Here is an 18,111-nt window from a genome sequence, read left to right as displayed (position 1 = left end):
ACTTTGTGGTTGACCGATGCGGTGTAGGTCACCACGCCGCCCTCGACCACACTTTGCGTGGCGGTCAGGGTCACCGTAGTGGTGTCGATGGTATCGGTCACCTTGGTCACAGCCGCGGTGCTGCTGACGTCGAGTTTCTCGAAGTCGCCACCGGTGGTTCCGGTGACGGTTACACTCAGGTCTTCGGCATCGACATACACATCGTCGCTCGGCGCATCGATGGTGATCGAGGCTTCTTTCGAGCCCGCAGCGATGGTGATGCTTTCACCGTTGCTCAGCTTGATCACCAGGTCAGTGCCGGCCTTGTTGGTCAGGGTGGCGGTATAGGTGATCTTGCCGCCTTCGGCCACGGTATCCGTCGCAGACAGGGTGAGCGTGGTGATGTCCGGAGTCGCCGGGTTGTCGGTGACGGTGGTCACCGGCTCGCCAACGGCCACGGTCTTCTCGTAATTGCCGCCCGAGATGTCGGTGATCTTGTTGGTCAGGTCCAGGTTGGTGTTATGGACGTTGTTCGGCGCGGTGAACGGTACCGAAGCCGACGACTCGCCCACCGGAATGGTAATGGTCTGGCCGTTGGCCAGTTTCACTACCAGATCGGAACCGGTGACCTTGTGGTTAACCGACGCGGTGTAGGTCACTACGCCGCCCTCGACCACGCTTTGCGTGGCGGTCAGGGTGACGGTAGTGGTGTCGATGGTGTCAGTGACCTTGGTCACAGCCGCAGTGCTGCTGACGTCCAGCTTCTCGAAGTCACCACCGGTGGTGCCGGTAACGGTCACGCTCAGGTTTTCGGCATCGACGTAGACGTCGTCGCTTGGGGCGTCGATAGTGATTGAGGCTTCTTTCGAACCGGCGGCGATGGTGATCGTCTCACCGTTGCTCAGCTTGATCACCAGGTCGGTACCGGCCTTGTTGGTCAAGGTAGCGGTGTAGGTGATCTTGCCGCCTTCGGCCACGGTGTCCGTCGCGGTCAGGGTGAGCGTGGTGACATCCGGAGTGGCCGGATTGTCGGTGACGGTGGTCACCGGCTCGCCAACGGCCACGGTCTTCTCGTAGTTGCCACCCGAGATATTGGTGATCTTGTTGGTCAGGTCCAGGTTGGTGTTGTGGACGTTGTTCGGGGCGGTGAACGGTACCGAAGCCGACGACTCGCCCACCGGAATGGTAATGGTCTGGCCGTTGGCCAGTTTCACCACCAGATCGGAACCGGTGACTTTGTGGTTGACCGACGCGGTGTAGGTCACCACGCCGCCCTCGACCACGCTTTGCGTGGCGGTCAGGGTGACGGTAGTGGTGTCGATGGTGTCGGTGACCTTGGTCACAGCCGCAGTGCTGCTGACGTCCAGCTTCTCGAAGTCGCCACCGGTGGTGCCGGTGACAGTCACGCTCAGGTTTTCGGCATCGAGGTACACGTCATCGCTTGGTGCATCGATGGTGATCGAGGCTTCCTTCGAGCCCGCGGCAATGGTGATGCTCTCGCCGTTGCTCAGTTTGATCACCAGGTCAGTACCGGCCTTGTTGGTCAGGGTGGCGGTGTAGGTGATCTTGCCGCCTTCGGCCACTGTCGGCGTAGCAGACAGGGTCAGGAAGGTGGTGTCCTCAGAGTCTGGTCCGTCTGTGACGGTGGTGCTGATCTCTGTCTTGTCCAGGGTCAGCTTTTCAAACTTCCACGCGTCTGCACCGCTGACCGAGTCGATGGCATTGACGACAGGCTGAGCGCCTACATAGATGTCATTCGGCGCGGTCACGGTGATCGAGCCGGTGGTGCTGTTGGCCGGCACTACAACAACGGTCTTGCCGTCGCTGAGGGTGAAATACAGCGTCGAGTGGCTATTGATCGGCAGGCCGTCTTTGCTGGTCAGCGTGACGGTGTAGGTAATCTCGCCACCTTCGGTGACGGACTCGGTGGCCGTCAGCTTGGCCACCACTTCGTTGATGGTGTCGGTTACTTTCACCGACGCATCGCCGCCCAATTGCAGGTTTTCGAAGCTGCTGCCTGCGGTATCGGCCGCCGACTTGAGGCCCACGCTGATTTCGCCAGCGTCCTGATAAACGTCTTCACCCTGCTCGGCGTGGGTGTACTGCACGCTGGTTTCGCCCGCCTTGATAGTGACCTGGGCATTGTTGCTCAGGGTCACGACCAGATCGTGCGCCAGAACGGTGTTGATCTTCACGGTGAAGGTCGGGTTCTGGTTCTCGAAGACCGACTCCTGATTGGCCTCGATGGTGACCTTGACGATATCGCCGCCAGGGCCTGGGGTTCCGGGCTCGTCAGTCACCGTGGTACTGACTTCGGTCTTGTCCAAGGTCAGCTTTTCGAACTTCCACGCGTCTGCACCGCTGACCGAGTCGATCGCGTTGACCACTGGCGCATTGGCGCCCACGTATACGTTGTCCGGCGCGGTCACGGTGATCGAACCGGTGGTGCTGTTGGCCGGTACCACAACAACGGTCTTGCCATCACTGAGGGTGAAGTACAGCGTCGAGTGGTTGTTGAGCGGCAAGCCGTCTTTGCTGGTCAGCGTGACGGTGTAGGTGATCTCGCCACCTTCGGTGACGGACTCGGTAGCCGTCAGCTTGGCCACCACTTCGCTGATGGTATCGGTCACCTCGACCGAAGCGGGACCGCCCAGCTGCAGGTTCTCGAAGACTCGCCCGTCGACATCTGCCGCCGACTCGACGCCCAGACTGATCTGGCCGGCGTCGTTATAGACATCATCGCCCTGCGCGTCGTGAGTATACGGCGCGCTGGTATCGCCAGCCTTGATGGTGACCTGGGCATTGTTGCTCAGGGTCACGACCAGGTCGTGTTCCAGCGGGGCATTGATGCGTACGGTGAAGGTCGGCTTGAGGTTCTCAGCCACCGAGGGCTGGTCGGCGGTGATGGTGACCTGTACCAGATCGCCCTGGTTACCAGTACCCGGAATGCCGGAGCCTGGCTCGTCGGTTACGGAGGTGGTGACGGTATCACCGCTGAGCGTGAGCTTCTCGAAGCTGTCCGCACCCGATACGGATTCCAGCTTGTTCGCGATAGCCGCCTGACCACCGACATAAACGTCATCGGCGACCGTGATGGTCGCGGTACCCGACGCGTTGTTGGCCGGGATGGTGACTTTCGTCCCATCACTCAGAGTGAAGGTCAATACGCCGTGTTGAGTAACCGGCAGGCCCTGTGTGTTGGTCAGGGTGACGGTGTAGGTCACCTGGCCACCCTCGGTTACGGAGGCCTTGTCGACGGTCAGAGTAGCGACGACTTCACTGATGGTGTCCGAGATTTCAACGGTCGCCGGCCCACCAAGGTCCAGCTTCTCGAAAGTGGCACCCGATACGGTAGCGTCTGTGACGCTGAGGGTGACAGAGCCAGCGTCCTTGATTACGTCATCACCCTGGGCCGAGGTCTTGTACTCGACTTCGGTCTTGCCAGCTTCGATGGTCACGGTGTCGCCGTTGGACAAAGTGACAGTCAGAGGACGGTCCAGTGCCTGGCTTACTTTCACGGTGAAGGAAGGCTGCTGGTCTTCGGTCACATTGCCATTGCTGACGATGCTTACGGTGACAGTATCGATACTGTCACTGATCACAGTCGAAGCTGGTGTCGGGTTCGGGGTCAGCTGCTCGAAGTTGCCGCCTGTGGCGCTTTCGATGGTTACGCTGACGGTCGAGCCGTTGTTGTAAACGTCGTTGGCCGGGGTCTGGAAGTCAACACTGCCCTGGGTTTTACCGGCTTCGACGGTAATTGTCTGGCCATTGGACAGGGTTACGGTCACCGGGGTTTGAGCCGGGTTGCTCAGGGTCACGGTGTAGGTGATGACGCCGCCTTCGGTCACCGACGGGTTTGCCGTCAGGGTCGCGGTGGTGGTGTCGACCGAGTCGTTGATGGTGGTCTGAGCCGGGGTCGGGTTCGGCACCAACTGCTCGAAGTTGCCACCCGTGGCACCCTCGATGGTGACGCTGACGGTCGAACCGTTGTTGTAGACGTCGTTGGCCGGGGTCTGGAAGTCAACGCTGCCCTGGGTTTTACCGGCTTCGACGGTGATGGTCTGGCCGTTGGACAGGGTCACGGTCACCGGGGTTTGAGCCGGATTGCTCAGGGTCACGGTGTAGGTGATGACGCCACCTTCGGTCACCGACGGGCTCGCCGTCAGGGTCGCGGTGGTGTTGTCGACCGAGTCGTTGATCGTGGTCTGAGCCGGAGTCGGATTCGGCACCAACTGCTCAAAGTTGCCGCCTGTGGCGCCCTCGATGGTGACGCTGACGGTCGAGCCGTTGTTGTAGACGTCGTTGGCCGGGGTCTGGAAGTCAACGCTGCCCTGGGTCTTGCCAGCTTCGATGGTAATGGTCTGGCCGTTGGACAGGGTTACTGTCACCGGGGTCTGCGCCGGGTTGCTCAGGGTCACGGTGTAGGTGATGACGCCGCCTTCAGTCACGCTTGGCGAAGCGGTCAGGGTCGCGGTGGTAGTGTCGATGGTATCGGTAACCTGGGTAACCGCAGGTGTTTGCGGCACGGTCACCGTCAGCCCACCGCCCCCGGTGGTGCCCGTTACGGTCGCCGAAATCTGGTCCCCGTCGACATACGGGGTATCGTTTGCCGGAACCACGACGTTGACGCTGCCCGAGGTCTGCCCGGCCGGAATGACGATTACGGCCCCGTTGGAAAGGGTGACCACCAGGTTGGTGCTCGGTGCCTGGCCAACCGTAGCGGTATAAACGATTACACCACCCGCTTCGCTGATGGACGGGGTAGCGCCAAGAACCAGGTCGGTAGCAACGCTGGTATCCGTCGTCGGCGTAGTTACCTGGTTGTTGCTGGTGGTATCCAGCACGCCAACCTCTTCGCCATCGAGCACGGCAGCAAAGCCCAGCCCGTCAGTCGGGAAGCCGACGGTAGGGTCGACCCGGCCCGCGGTTTCTTCGAGCATGACAAAGCTGTGGCCACCGCCCAGTGCACCACCACCGCCCGCCGATGATGGGCCAGCCGCAGTCGCTTCAAGCTCGGTAGTCGGGTCGACACCGGCAGCGATCGCCTGTTGCAGCTCCTCCACCGACGGCGCGGCCTGTGCGGTCGCCTGGCTCAGGTCGGTGCTGCTGTCTGGCGCATCGGCGCTCCACTGGCTATCACGACCCAGGTCGAGCAGACGGCCATCGGCCAGCTCCAAAGTAACTGCACCACCCGGGCCGGTGAGCACTTCCTCACCGGCCAGCAGGCGGTCCCCTTCAATCAGAACACGCCGAATGCCCTCTGGGGATACCGCAATAACCTGGCCGACAATACTTTTGACGATGGCTACAACGCTGCTCATTGGACTCTCCGTGTGACCCGATGGGTACTTCCCTGCCAGAGCGGCACTTGCAGACCACTTCAGGCGGAACTATGTCGATGATCTCTAGACGCTTATTGGCGTCAATATTCTGTCTATAACTTTTTGGAATTAACCAAATGCCAAACTATTGACCTTATACATTGCCATCCTAAACAATCAGCAATGTAATGTCACATTGATATTCGAATCTTAACCATGCGTTTCTTGAGGATAAGTGTCGTACATCATCCAAAGCGTCTTCAGTGAGTACTTTCAGCAGCTTTCCTCGTGCCTAGGTAACCGCAAAGAATACGACAGGACAACCGCTCATCGGCAGCTGTCAAAGATTCAAGCGTCAATAACCAAGTCACTTTTCGCTCGCTCGGATCATTGCTTGGTTACAAGCACAAACCTTGCCTGAAGGCAGCCAGACTTTGATCGGGAAGCCAGGCAAAAGCGCGGCCATACGATAGCTCACGGCGCCAGCAGCCCGCACTGCTGCACAATCAGGCACCCGATTTGCCGTAGATCAAAGAGATAGCGAACCATTGCGCAAATACTGCCAGCCCGAAAATGAGAAAACGTAGTCGATTGTCGAGCCAAAGCCTGTCAGCGACCTGCTTTCCAATAATAAATTTTGCCTAATCAGTTACCGATTGACGTCAACAAATAAGCGCCTGTTTATTGACAAGCTACAAGTCGATACCGACAACTCCTCTGTCGCCAGACGGATGGCAGGCTATGCTGCAAATTAATTCGGGCTGGATGCTGACTGGGTCAAAAATGAAACATCCACCACTCAGCATCGTCTGCCCGGAATGAAGACCGTAGAATTGTTTACTCAATACCGATTCAAGGCGACCATTGGCCGGTTGCCCAAGCGCCAGGGTGCCGTAGCCTCATGACCACTGCCTGGCAGCGCCATTGAACACCAGGGTGAGCCAGCCTGAACGGCGGCACACCCACCCCACCCACCACAAGGATGAAGAGCCGCGTGGAATCCGAAGTCAGTCGAGTCCAACTCAGCCACGATCCACGCAGTCAGCATGACGATCCCCTGCTGGATAGTCTGTTGAGCCTGTGTGTTCTGCACCAGAAACCCGCCAGCCGGGTCATGCTGACCACCGGCCTGCCGCTGCCGGCCCAGCGCCTGAGCCCCGAGCTGCTGCCCCGCGCTGCTGCCAGGGCCGGCCTGCAGGGGCGACTGCTGCAGCGTAAGCTGGAGCAGATCCCGAGCATCGCAATGCCAGCCATGTTGCTGCTCAAGGAAGGCCGCAGCGCCGTGCTGCTGGGCTGGGAAAACGAAGACACCGCGCGCCTGCTGCTCAGCGAGAGCGATGGCGGCGAGGTGCATGTCAGCCGCGAAGCCCTGCAAAGCGATTACAGTGGCCGGGTATTCTTCGCCCAGCCGCAGCACAAGTTCGACGTCAACCACGGCAACCTCATCCCGCGGGCGAAGTCGTGGTTCCGCGATACCTTGCTGCGCAGCAAGTGGCTATATATCGACGCCATCGCCGCCAGCCTGGTGATCAACCTGATCGCCCTGGCCGCGCCACTGTTCGTGATGAACGTATATGACCGGGTGGTGCCCAACCAGGCCACCTCGACCCTCTGGGTGTTGGCCATCGGCATCGCCGGTGCCTACATCTTCGACCTGATCCTCAAGGGCCTGCGCGGCTTGTGCCTGGACCTGGCTGGCAAGAAGACCGACCTGATCATTTCGGCAACGCTGTTCGAACGTATCGTCGGCATGTCGATGAAGTACCGCCCGGCCAGGGTCGGCAGCTTTGCCCAGAACATTCACGAGTTCCAGGGCCTGCGTGACTTCCTCGCCTCGCTGACCCTGACCAGCCTGATCGACCTGCCGTTCACCGTTCTGATCCTGATCGTCATCGCCATCATTGGCGGGCACCTGGTGTGGATCCCGATCATCGCCTTCCCGCTGGCCCTGGGCATCGGTTACGCCCTGCAACGGCCACTGATGGCGACCATGGAACGGACCATGGCCCTGGCCTCGGAGCGCCAGTCCAGCCTGATCGAGACCCTTGCCGGCCTGGATGCGGTAAAGGTCAACAACGCCGAAAGCGAACGCCAGTACATGTGGGAGCAAACCCTGGGTACCCTCAGCCGCCTGGAACTGCGGGTGAAGGTGCTGTCGAGCCTGGCGATGAACATCACCCTGCTGATCCAGCAACTGGCAGGCGTGGCGATGATCTGCGTCGGCGTGTACCTGATCATCGACGGCAACCTGAGCATGGGCGGCCTGGTGGCCTGCTACATGCTCAGCGGCCGTGCCCTCGGCCCGCTGGGCCAGCTCAACGGCCTGCTCGCCCGCTACCAGCAAGCCAAGGTGACCATGGTCTCCACCGACCACATGATGGAACTGCCGCAAGAACGCAACTTCGAAGAACGCCCGCTGAGCCGCAAGGTGCTGCAGGGCAGCGTCGAGTTCCGGGGGGTCGATTTCACCTACCCGAACCAACAGAATCAGGCCTTGAAGAACATCAACCTCACCATCCGCCCCGGCGAGAAGGTGGGCATTATCGGCCGCAGTGGCTCGGGCAAGAGCTCGCTGGCCAAGCTCATCGTCGGCCTGTACGAGGCCGATAGCGGCTCGCTGCTGGTCGATGGCGTGGACATTCGCCAGATCGACGTCAGCGAACTGCGCCACAACATCGGCTACGTGCCCCAGGACATCCAGCTGCTGGCCGGTACCCTGCGCGATAACCTGGTCAGCGGGGCTCGCTACATCGAGGATGAGTTGATTCTGCAAGCTGCCGAACTGGCAGGTGTGCATGAGTTCGCCCGGTTGCACCCGGACGGCTACGAGTTGCAGGTGGGTGAACGCGGGCAGAACCTGTCCGGTGGCCAGCGACAGAACGTCGCCCTGGGCCGCGCGCTGTTGCTCAACCCGCAGATCCTGCTGCTGGACGAACCGACCAGCGCCATGGACAACACCGGCGAAGAACGCCTCAAGCAGCGCCTGCAGGCGGTGGTGGAAGGCAAGACGATGCTGCTGGTCACACACCGTGCCTCGCTGCTGTCGCTAGTGGACCGGCTGATCGTGATCGATCGCGGGCAGATTGTCGCCGACGGCCCGAAAGCCGCGGTCATGGATGCACTGAAGAAGGGGCAGATCAGTGTTGCATAAGCTGGATGTGGGGCAATTCAAGGACGGCCTGCGGCGCTATTTCAAGGGTTCCGATTCACTGGGCGGCCAGCCGCTGCCAGAGGTCAACAAGGCCCTGATCGAAGATGCGCCGCGGGTCGTGCGGCTGACCATCTGGGGCGTGATCCTGTTCTTCGTGTTCCTGATCGTGTGGGCCAGCGTCGCGCCCATCGACGAAGTTACGCGGGGTGAAGGCAAGGCCATTCCGTCGTCCAAGGTGCAGAAGATCCAGAACCTGGAGGGCGGCATCGTCGCCGAGATCTTCGCCAAGGAAGGGCAGATCGTCGAAGTGGGCCAGCCATTGCTGCGCCTGGATGAAACCCGCTTCGCCTCCAACGTGGGTGAAACCGAGGCCGACCGCCTGGCCATGGCCTTGCGCGTCGAGCGCCTGAGTGCCGAGGTCGAGGACAGCCCGCTGAAGATCGACGAAGCGCTGCGCAAGGCCGCGCCAAGCCAGGCGGCCAGTGAAGAGTCGTTGTACCAGAGCCGGCGCCAGCAACTGCAGGACGAGATTGGTGGCCTGCAACAGCAGCTGGTACAGCGCCAGCAGGAACTGCGCGAATACAGCTCGAAACGTGCCCAGTACGCCAACAGCCTGCAGTTGTTGCGCAAGGAGATCAGCATGTCCGAGCCCCTGGTGGCCACCGGTGCGATCTCCCAGGTTGAGGTGCTGCGCCTGCGCCGCGCCGAAGTGGAGAACCGCGGTCAGCTGGACTCCACGGCGCTGGCCATCCCGCGTGCCGAGGCGGCCATTCGCGAGGTGCAAAGCAAGATCGAAGAGACCCGTGGCAAATTCCGCAGCGAAGCGCTGACCCAATTGAACGAAGCGCGCACCGAGCTGAACAAGGCCACGGCGACCAGCAAGGCGCTGGATGATCGCGTGCACCGCACCATGGTTACTTCGCCGGTACGCGGTATCGTCAAGCAGCTGCTGGTAAATACCATTGGCGGGGTGATCCAGCCGGGCAGCGACATCATAGAAATCGTGCCGCTGGACGACTCACTGGTCATCGAGGCGAAGATCCTACCCAAGGACATCGCCTTCCTGCACCCTGGGCAGGAGGCGACGGTCAAGTTCACGGCCTATGACTACACCATCTACGGTGGGCTGAAGGCCAAGCTGGAGCAGATCGGTGCCGACACCATCACCGATGAAGACAAGAAGACCACCTACTACCTGATCAAGCTGCGCACCGACCGCAGCCACCTGGGCACTGACGAGAAGCCGCTGCTGATCATTCCGGGGATGGTGGCGACGGTCGATATCATGACCGGCAAGAAGACAATCATGAGCTACCTGCTTAAGCCGATCATGAAGGCGCGTTCGGAAGCGTTGCGCGAGCGTTGAAAAGCACACGCCGCGACCCACACTGTGGGAGCGGCCTTGTGTCGCGAAAGGGCCGCAACGCGGCCCCAGGCAGTAGCACTGCAATCACCGGGGGCTGCTGCGCAGCCCTTTCGCGACGCAAGGCCGCTCCCACATGTACAGCGTCAGGCTCCGGAAAGCTGATCAACCGGCTAACACGAAAACCGGTCAGCGCCAGGGGGCAGGCTCACCAACCAACTGCCCCTGAATCCCGCCTACACCCATCTCCCGCAACACCAACCGCTCGCCTTCCGTCTCGACCCGCTCGGCAATCAGCGGCAGGTCGATGCTGTGTGCGGCGCGCTGGACCGCTTCTATGAACAGCCGCTTGTGCTGCTCTTGATCAATGTTGCGGATGTAGCTGCCATCGATCTTCAGGTACGCCAGGCCCAGGTGCGCCAGGTTGCCAATCATGCTGAAACGCCCACCAAAGCGTTGCAGCGCCAGGCCGAAGCCAAGCGCGTGCAGGCGCCGGGTGAGTTGCTCCAGGGCCGCCTGCTCAGGTAACTGCTCCTCGCCAATTTCGAAAACCAGCCGCGGGCCGAGCGCCGTGTTCTGGCCCAGAAGCTCGAAAACACGCTGAAGGGCCTTGGGGTCGGCCAGGGTGGCGGCGGACAGGTTCAGTGCCAACACCTGGTCATGCCCTCGAAGGTGCGCCAGCACCTTCTCCAACACCAGCACATCAAGCCGCGGCATCCAGCCGAAGCGCTCCAGCCAGGGCAGGAAACGGCCGGCCGGCAGCGCCTCGCCCTGGCCATCCTGCAAGCGCGAAATCACTTTGTGGTGCAGTACCCGTTGCCCAGAAGCGCAATCCACCACTGGCTGGAAGAACAGTTCGAAATGCCCATTGTCGAACGCCTGGTCCAGCCGCTCGTGCCAGACATGCTGGCTATCCGCGGCAACTGCAGCCACGCCTTGTTCAAGGCATACCCAACCCGGTGTTGGCTGGTTCTCGGCGCGGGCCAGGGCCTCGTCGGCAAGCTTCAGCAATGCCTGCGGTGAATCACCGGGGCTGAACGGCGCCAGGCCGATACAAGCCACCGGGTCGATATCACTGGCGCCCGTTTCGTGCAGGCTGTGCAGCGTCGCTTCCAGGGCCTGGGCAAGCTGTACCGCCTCTTCATGCACCATACCCGGCGCCAGCACGGCGAACTCGCCCCCACGGCTGCGGGAAATCAGGTCGTTGGTTTCCGGGTAGCTGGCACAGGTGCGACGCAGCTGCTCACCCACGGCCTGTAGCAACTGGTCGGTACGCTGGCCGCCAAGACGGGCGTTCAACCCCGCCAGGCCCTGGACCCGCAGCAACAGCAGGTAGCCGGCGCGCGCTTCTTCCAGATTGCTCACCCGCGTGTTCAGCTGCATCTCGAAATAACGGCGGTTGGACAGTCCGGTCAGGCTGTCCTGATAAGACTCGGCACGCAGCCGCTCACTGCGCTCGGCTTGCTCGGTAAACAGTGCCTTGAGCTTCTCGACCATCTGGTTCATCGCCTGTACTACCCGGCGCAGCTCCGGCGTGCGCGGCAACTCGGGCAGGCTGAGGAATTCGCGGCGGGCAATGGCGTGGGACTGCTCGACCATGTAGTCCAGCGGCCGCAACTGGCGACGCAGGAGCAAGGCGCCGAGCACCGCACTGGCCGCGCCGCACAGCAGCAGCCAACCCAGGCTGCCCAGGGCGCTCTGCCAGAGTTTGGCAATGGCGAACATCGGGTGGCTGATTACTTCAACGCGTGCGGCCTGCTGCCAGCCGCGGCTGACGATGGCATCGCCACCGGCGGCTTCCAGGCCGATCAGGTGCACGAACCAGCGCGGCACACCGCCGGGGTCCGGCTCGGCGTGGCGCTCCACCAGCACAGCATTGGAACCCAGGTCGACAACCTTGATGCTTGAGTAGTAACCACTGTCGAAGATCGAACTGACCATCAGCTCGACCATCGCCGGGTCATCGATATTCGGCGTCAGCGACAGCGCCAGCGCGGTCGCCGCATCCTGGGCGTGCGAGCGCAACTGGTTGACGTACTGGCTGCGCGAGCTTTCCAGGCTGACCATGAAACTGCCACTGAAGGCGACCACCAGGAACAGGCAAATGGCCAACAGCAATTGTTTGAACAGTGACATCTGTGCTCCTTCAGTAGACCGGCTCGGCCGGGAACCCTTCGGCCTGCATTTTCTTCAGCAAATCCTGCCAGCGTGACAACCGCTTGGTATCGCCGACCTTCTTGTTGCCTGCGGCACCCGTCAGCCACAAGCCCTCACCATTGAAGGCGTACACCGGCAGCAGGTCGGTACGCTGGCTGGCCGGCTTGATGGCATCCATCAGGCTGTCGAGCACCAATGGTTGTGCCTGTGGGCTTGAATAATAGGTCAGGACCATGTGCGCCCGGTTCTGTCGCAGCGCCTTGACGTAGGTGATGCGCAGCTTTTCGCTGGGGATGCCCATGCGCCGCAGGCTGAAATACTTGGCGATGGCGTAGTCCTCGCAGTCCCCTGCGCCCTTGATCAGCGCCTGCACCGGCGTGGCCCAATAATCGACCTCATGCCACAGGTCGATATCCTCGACATAGCGCAATTGCTGGTTGAATAAGCGGTTGACCACCTGCAATCGCTCAAGCTCCGTACCCTGCTTCTGCGTGGCCATCAGGTTCTGCCAGGCATCGATCCGGCCCTGCCCGGCTCCCAAAGGGCCATAAAGGGCCTGCGACTTGCGGCTGATCTGGGAAAAGTCCCAATCCGCGTGCAAGCCGCCCAGCAGCAGGCTGCCAAGCAGCACAGCAAGGCCGACACGTTGCACAACAGTTTTGAGCATCCAGGATATCGCCACTGCGAAGCCCTGTTCAGGCCAGTCGAAAGCAGCGATGGTGCGGCTTGCCACGGCAAAAGACAATGGCACCCTGCAATCATGCACCCGCCGGTCACCCGACCTACACTTTCTGGTTATAACCTTCCATAGGCCGCTTCCTTTGGCTGGCGACTTCATCCACCATAGCCGCGCTTTTGGGGCGCCGGTTCCATTACCGGTAAAGGTTTGACACCCCCAAGAGCTGTTACTAGTGTCATTGGATCCAACTTCAGTCATCGTTGAGGCAGACGTCGCGTGGCCGAGAAAATCAAACTGAGCAATGTGCTGGCCAGCGAGCAGCTGTTGCCGCACCAGGCCCGTGGCGTGATCGAAGAACGCCTGCGCAGTGCCATTCTTGATGGCCGCTTGCCTCCAGGTACTGCCGTAAGACAACAAGAGCTCGCCACCTTGTTCGGTGTCAGCCGCATGCCCGTGCGCGAGGCCCTGCGCCAGCTCGAGGCGCAATCGCTGCTGAAAGTGGAGATGCACAAGGGTGCGGTGGTTGCGCCGTTGATCGGCGAGGACGCGGTGGACACCTATGCCCTGCGCGTGCTGCTCGAGACCGAGGCGCTGCGCCAGTCCATTCCGCTGCTCGATGCCAGCGACATCGCCAGCGCCCGCGGGTATATCCAGCAACTGGAAAACGAAACGCGTCACGCTGAAATCGGCCGCCTCAATCGCCTGTTCCACATGTCGTTGTACAACAAGGCGCCGAACAAGAAGCTTCTGCGCCTGATCGAGGACGAACTGAATGAGGAAGAGCGCTTCCTGCGGTTTCATCTTTCGTCCATGGGCCTGGGCAAGCTCACCCAGGACGATCACAACGCACTGGCGGATGCGGCTGGCGACAAGCTGGTGGACGAAGCGGTAGCGGTGCTGGAACGGCACCTGAATAACGCATCGCGGGTAATCCGCAAGTATCTGGATACGCAACTGGGGCGCTAGCGGGTAGTGACTGCACGCATGGTGCAGTCGGCTGGGTTGCAAATTGATCGGCTCCCGCCAACAATGAGACTAATTATCATTCATGTCCATTGATGGCAGCGCCCTCACCCATGCCCAGCAACGATTCCGTGCAAACGCTCTACAGTGACCACCACGGCTGGTTGCATGCCTGGCTACGCAGCAAGCTGGGCAACGCCGCCGATGCCGCAGACCTGGCCCAGGACACCTTCGTGCGCCTGTTGCAGCGTCGCGAACACCTGCAACTGAATACTCCCCGGGCCTTCCTGCGGACGGTCGCGCGCGGGCTGGTGATCGACCACTGGCGGCGCGAGGAACTGCACAGGGCCTATCTCGAGGCATTGGCACAGTTGCCGGAAGCACAGGCCCCCTCGGCCGAAACCCGTGAGCTGCTGCTGGAATTGCTGGAGCGCATCGCGCGCATGCTCGACGGCCTCAAGCCCAAAGTACGCCGCGCATTCCTGCTGGCCCAATGCGAGGGGCTGAAGCACCAGGCCATCGCCGACCAGATGGGGATCTCGGTGCGTACCGTGGAGCGCTACATCGCCGACGCGCTCTACCATTGCTACCTGCTGCGCTACAGCGACGAGGGCTGACATGATGACCGCCGCACAGCCTGGCGCAACCGCGGTCAAGCAGGCCATCCAGTGGATGCTGAGGCTGCGCGAGAGCGGGCCTGACCCAGCCCTGCAGCAACAGTGCAGGCAATGGCGCACTGCCCACCACGAACACGAACAGGCCTGGCAACGGGTGATTCACCTGCATCAGGACCTCGACCTGCGTGCCGTCCCTGGCGCCGGGCTGGCTTTGCAGACCCTGGAGACCAGCCAGCGCCGGCTGCACCGTCGGCAGGCGTTGAAGCTGCTTGGTGGCGTTGCCATGGCGGGGACAGCGGGATGGCTGGGAAAAGACCTCGATGCGGTCAACGCCTGGACATCGGACTACGCCACCGGCACGGGCGAACGACGCAGCTTTGCGCTTCCCGATGGCTCGCTGATGCAACTCAATACCCGCAGTGCCGTCGACCTGGCCTTCAATGACCAGCAGCGCCTGGTCCGCCTGAAGCAGGGGGAATTGATGATTGCCTGCAGCCCGCAGCGTCCCTTGCTTGTACAAACTCGTGACGCGTTGCTGGAAGGGTTCGAAGGGCGCTTTGTGGCGCGCCAGGACAGCGACTGCACGCGGGTCAGTGTCAGCCATGGCCGGGTGGCTGTACACCGGCCTGGCAATGGACCGCTGCAATGGATCGAAAGCGGCCAGAACTGGCGCCTGGATGCGCAGGGTACACACCGGGTCGAGCAGGTGGACATGGATGCGATGGCCTGGACCGAGGGCCTGATCGTCACCCGGGACATGCGCCTGTTCGACTTCCTCTCGCAGGTCAGCCGTTATCGGCATGGCTATCTGGGCTGCAGCGACGATATTGCCGATTTGCGCTTGTCGGGTGTATTCCGCCTCGAAGACCCGGAGCAACTGCTGCAACTGCTACCACGGACGCTGCCCGTGCGGCTTCGCCAACGTACACGCTGGTGGGTTCGCGTGGAGGGGCTGGCCTGATCTGACGGGGGCTATTGCGTTCAGGGCTGCTATGCAGCCCACCGCCGGCGAGCCAGCTCCCACAGGGATCGCACAAGACCTGAGGGCTATGCAATACCTGTGGGAGCTGGCTTGCCGGCGATGGGGCGCGTAGCGGCCCCAATAACTTTTTTGACGGGTTTTGAATACCGGTCCGGCTAGGACAGTAAGCGACACCTCCTGCCCTCACACTTCAACGGACCCCTCATGCCTACCGCCCCCGTGCACACGCGCACCTTCAACGCGAATGATTTTCGACCTGTCTTGCACTCAGCGCCTTTGCGCAAAGCAGTCCGGGCTGCCCTGTTTGGCACCGCCTTGGGCCTTACAGCCGTCACGCAGCTTTCCATGGCAGCTGAAACGGCCCAGATGAGCCACCACTATGCGATCCCGGCCGGCCAGTTGGATGACGTGCTCAACCAGTTCGCCCGCCAGGCTGGCATCACCTTGTCGAGCACACCCCAGCTCACCCAAGGCTTGCAGTCGAACGGCCTGCAGGGGCAATACCCAACCGATCAGGCACTGCACCAGTTGCTCAATGGCAGCGGCCTGGAAGCCGTCAGCCAGGACGGCCGGAGCTACGTGCTGCAGGCACAACCCCAAGGCGCTGCATTGTCATTGCCAGACACCGATATCCGTAGCTTCACCCTCGGCAATGCACTGGGCAGCATGGAGGGTTACAACGCTACCCATAGCCAAGTGGCGACCAAGACCAGCATGCCACTGGTAGAGACATCACAATCGGTCTCGGTGGTTACCCGACAGCAGATGGACGACCAAGGCTCACAAACCGTTGCCCAAGCCATGCGCTACACACCTGGGGTACTGACCAACCCCTACGGGGCGACCCATCGTTATGACTATGTGGCCATGCGTGGCTTCAACGACGGCTCGGTGGACAACATCTACGTCGACGGGCTCAAGTCGATGGGAGACAACGGCACCTACAGCACCATGCAGGTGGACCCGTACTTCCTGGAGCGCATCGATATTCTCAAGGGGCCGTCTTCGGTACTGTATGGCCGTAGCTCGCCAGGAGGCCTGGTGGCGCTGACCACCAAGAAGCCGCTGTTTACCCCCTTCCATCAAGTCCAGGCCACCATCGGTACCCAAGGCCAGCGTGGCATGGGTTTCGACTTCAGCGGCCCCGTGGATGACGACAAGCGTATCGCTTATCGCCTGACAGGCCTGGCGGATGCTTCCGACACGCAGTTCGATCACAACAAGGAAGAACGCTACGCCATCGCGCCGGCCGTCAGCATCGACTTCAGCGAAGACACTTCGCTGACCCTGCAGGCCTACCTGCAACACGACCCCAACGGCGGCTATCACGGCGGTAACCCCGCAGATGGCATGCTGCACAAACGCAACGGCTTGCGCCTGTCGGACCACTTCTTCGAGGGCGAGCCGGGTATCGACAACTACGAGCGTACCCAACAGTCCTTCAGCTACCAGTTCGAGCATCGTTTCAACGATGTGTTCACGGCACGCCAGAACTTCCGCTATCAGGATTCCGACGTGTCGATGGACCAGGTGTATTCCGCCGGTTGGGCGGATGCCGACAGCAATATCCTCAACCGCGCCTATACCGGCGGCGACGAACGCCTGCATTCGTACATCATCGACAACATGCTGCAGGCGGAATTCTTCACCGGGGCCGCCAAACACACCTTGCTGCTGGGCACCGACTACCAGCGACGCAAGGCCGACGTGGCCTGGCGTTATGGCACAGTCGATCCGCTGGATGCAGGCAACCCGCAGTACGGCAACGGCAACCTTCAGGTGCTGGGCGAGAACCGCTACCAGCGGCGCTTGCAGCAAACGGGCGTTTACCTGCAGGACCTGGTGGAGCTGGACCAATGGCGCTTTTCGTTGGGGCTGCGCCAGGACTGGGTGAAGGTGTCCGAGGAGAATTGCGACAGCAACACCAAGGTCAGTGACCAGCGCTCCAGGTTCACTACCCGCGCAGGTGTGCTCTACCTGTTCGAGAACGGTATTGCGCCCTATGTCAGCTACTCGGAGTCGTTCAACCCCAATACCGTATCCGACCAGCAAGGCCGCCCTCTGGCACCGACCGAGGGCACTCAATGGGAGGCTGGTATCAAGTATCAGCCGCCTGGTAGCGACAACCTGTTCACCGCATCGGTGTTCCGCATCGAGCAGGAGAACCTGGCCTCGAAGCAGCCTGACGAGGACTTCTATCGCCCTGTAGGGCAAGTGCGCTCACAAGGGCTTGAGCTGGAGGCCCATGTGCAGCTGACCGACAGCTTGAAGCTGTTGGGCGGCTATACCTTTACCGATATTGAGTACGCTAAGTCGATGCCCAGCCTGGTGTCCGGCAACCTGGATAACAAGGGCAATTCGCCAACCCAGGCACCGAAACAGATGTTCTCGCTTTGGGCTGACTACAACTTCCACCAGGGGGCCCTGGATGGCCTGCGCTTGGGCGGTGGGGTGCGGTATGTGGGGTACAGCTGGGTGGATGCGGAAAACAGCATGAAGGTGCCCTCCTATACCCTGTTCGACGCCTCGATCGGCTATGACCTGGGCAAGGTCGGCCTCCAAGGGATGGATGTACGCCTGAACGCCAATAACCTCACCAATGAAAGCTACATCACCTCGTGTGCAAGCCTGAACTACTGCTACATGGGTGAAGAGCGCAATGTCAGTGCCACGGTCAGCTATCAGTTCTGACTCTATGGTGGTCGCTGCGCGTCCGATCGCGACACAAGGCCGCTCCTACACGGGAAGCGCGCTCGCCTGAAAGTGCGCCCCCCCGGAAAAGACAAAGCCCCTGTCTGCATCGCAGACAGGGGCTTTGGATTTGAATCTTGACGATGACCTACTCTCACATGGGGAAACCCCACACTACCATCGGCGATGCATCGTTTCACTGCTGAGT

Annotated in this window: 9 protein-coding genes; 6 read left to right on the top strand and 3 right to left on the bottom strand. The window is 61.2% G+C overall.

What is annotated here, in order from left to right:
* Positions 1-5,300, bottom strand: a 5,300-nt coding sequence (locus ACGLHT_RS29020) for a retention module-containing protein (protein WP_394520751.1), incomplete at its 3' end; no start/stop codon positions are given.
* Positions 5,301-6,294: 994 nt separating this feature from the next.
* Between ACGLHT_RS29020 and ACGLHT_RS29015 the strand changes: the two genes are divergently transcribed.
* Together ACGLHT_RS29015 and ACGLHT_RS29010 are read left to right on the top strand one after the other, a co-directional pair.
* The gene (locus tag ACGLHT_RS29015; protein ID WP_025337258.1) at positions 6,295-8,451 is read left to right on the top strand and encodes a type I secretion system permease/ATPase; all 2,157 of its coding nucleotides are present in this window, start codon (positions 6,295-6,297) and stop codon (positions 8,449-8,451) included.
* Entirely contained in the window at positions 8,441-9,817 is a 1,377-nt protein-coding gene (locus tag ACGLHT_RS29010; RefSeq protein ID WP_038407794.1) for an HlyD family type I secretion periplasmic adaptor subunit, read from the top strand. Before ACGLHT_RS29015 ends, ACGLHT_RS29010 begins: the two co-directional genes overlap by 11 nt.
* A gap of 186 nt (positions 9,818-10,003) precedes the next feature.
* Here the strand turns inward: ACGLHT_RS29010 and lapD are convergent, their stop codons facing one another.
* Together lapD and lapG are read right to left on the bottom strand one after the other, a co-directional pair.
* Positions 10,004-11,950, bottom strand: a complete 1,947-nt coding sequence (gene lapD / locus ACGLHT_RS29005) for a cyclic di-GMP receptor LapD (RefSeq protein WP_137162735.1) — start codon at positions 11,948-11,950, stop codon at positions 10,004-10,006.
* Positions 11,951-11,960: 10 nt separating this feature from the next.
* A complete protein-coding gene (gene lapG, locus ACGLHT_RS29000; RefSeq protein WP_274121175.1) occupies positions 11,961-12,722 on the bottom strand; it encodes a cysteine protease LapG in 762 nt (253 codons plus the stop codon).
* A 204-nt stretch (positions 12,723-12,926) separates the two neighbouring features.
* On the opposite strand from lapG, the gene ACGLHT_RS28995 reads away from it, so the two are divergent.
* From ACGLHT_RS28995 to ACGLHT_RS28980, 4 genes are all read left to right on the top strand, one after another.
* Complete coding sequence (locus ACGLHT_RS28995; protein ID WP_025337254.1) at positions 12,927-13,616, top strand: GntR family transcriptional regulator; 690 nt, start codon at positions 12,927-12,929, stop codon at positions 13,614-13,616.
* A gap of 110 nt (positions 13,617-13,726) precedes the next feature.
* On the top strand, positions 13,727-14,230 hold the full coding sequence (locus ACGLHT_RS28990; protein ID WP_274121171.1) for a sigma-70 family RNA polymerase sigma factor: 504 nt from the start codon (positions 13,727-13,729) through the stop codon (positions 14,228-14,230).
* A 4-nt stretch (positions 14,231-14,234) separates the two neighbouring features.
* On the top strand, positions 14,235-15,191 hold the full coding sequence (locus ACGLHT_RS28985; protein ID WP_274121174.1) for a FecR domain-containing protein: 957 nt from the start codon (positions 14,235-14,237) through the stop codon (positions 15,189-15,191).
* Positions 15,192-15,488: 297 nt separating this feature from the next.
* Positions 15,489-17,903: a TonB-dependent siderophore receptor gene (locus ACGLHT_RS28980; protein WP_137162733.1), complete on the top strand. Its 2,415-nt coding sequence runs from the start codon at positions 15,489-15,491 to the stop codon at positions 17,901-17,903.
* Positions 17,904-18,111 lie beyond the last annotated feature (208 nt).

The sequence above is a fragment of the Pseudomonas sp. PsB genome (assembly GCF_043658375.1).
In the GTDB taxonomy this organism is placed as follows: Bacteria; Pseudomonadota; Gammaproteobacteria; order Pseudomonadales; family Pseudomonadaceae; genus Aquipseudomonas; species Aquipseudomonas putida_Z.
Note: the sequence above shows the minus strand (reverse complement) of the source record. Positions and strands in the feature narration are given on the sequence as shown.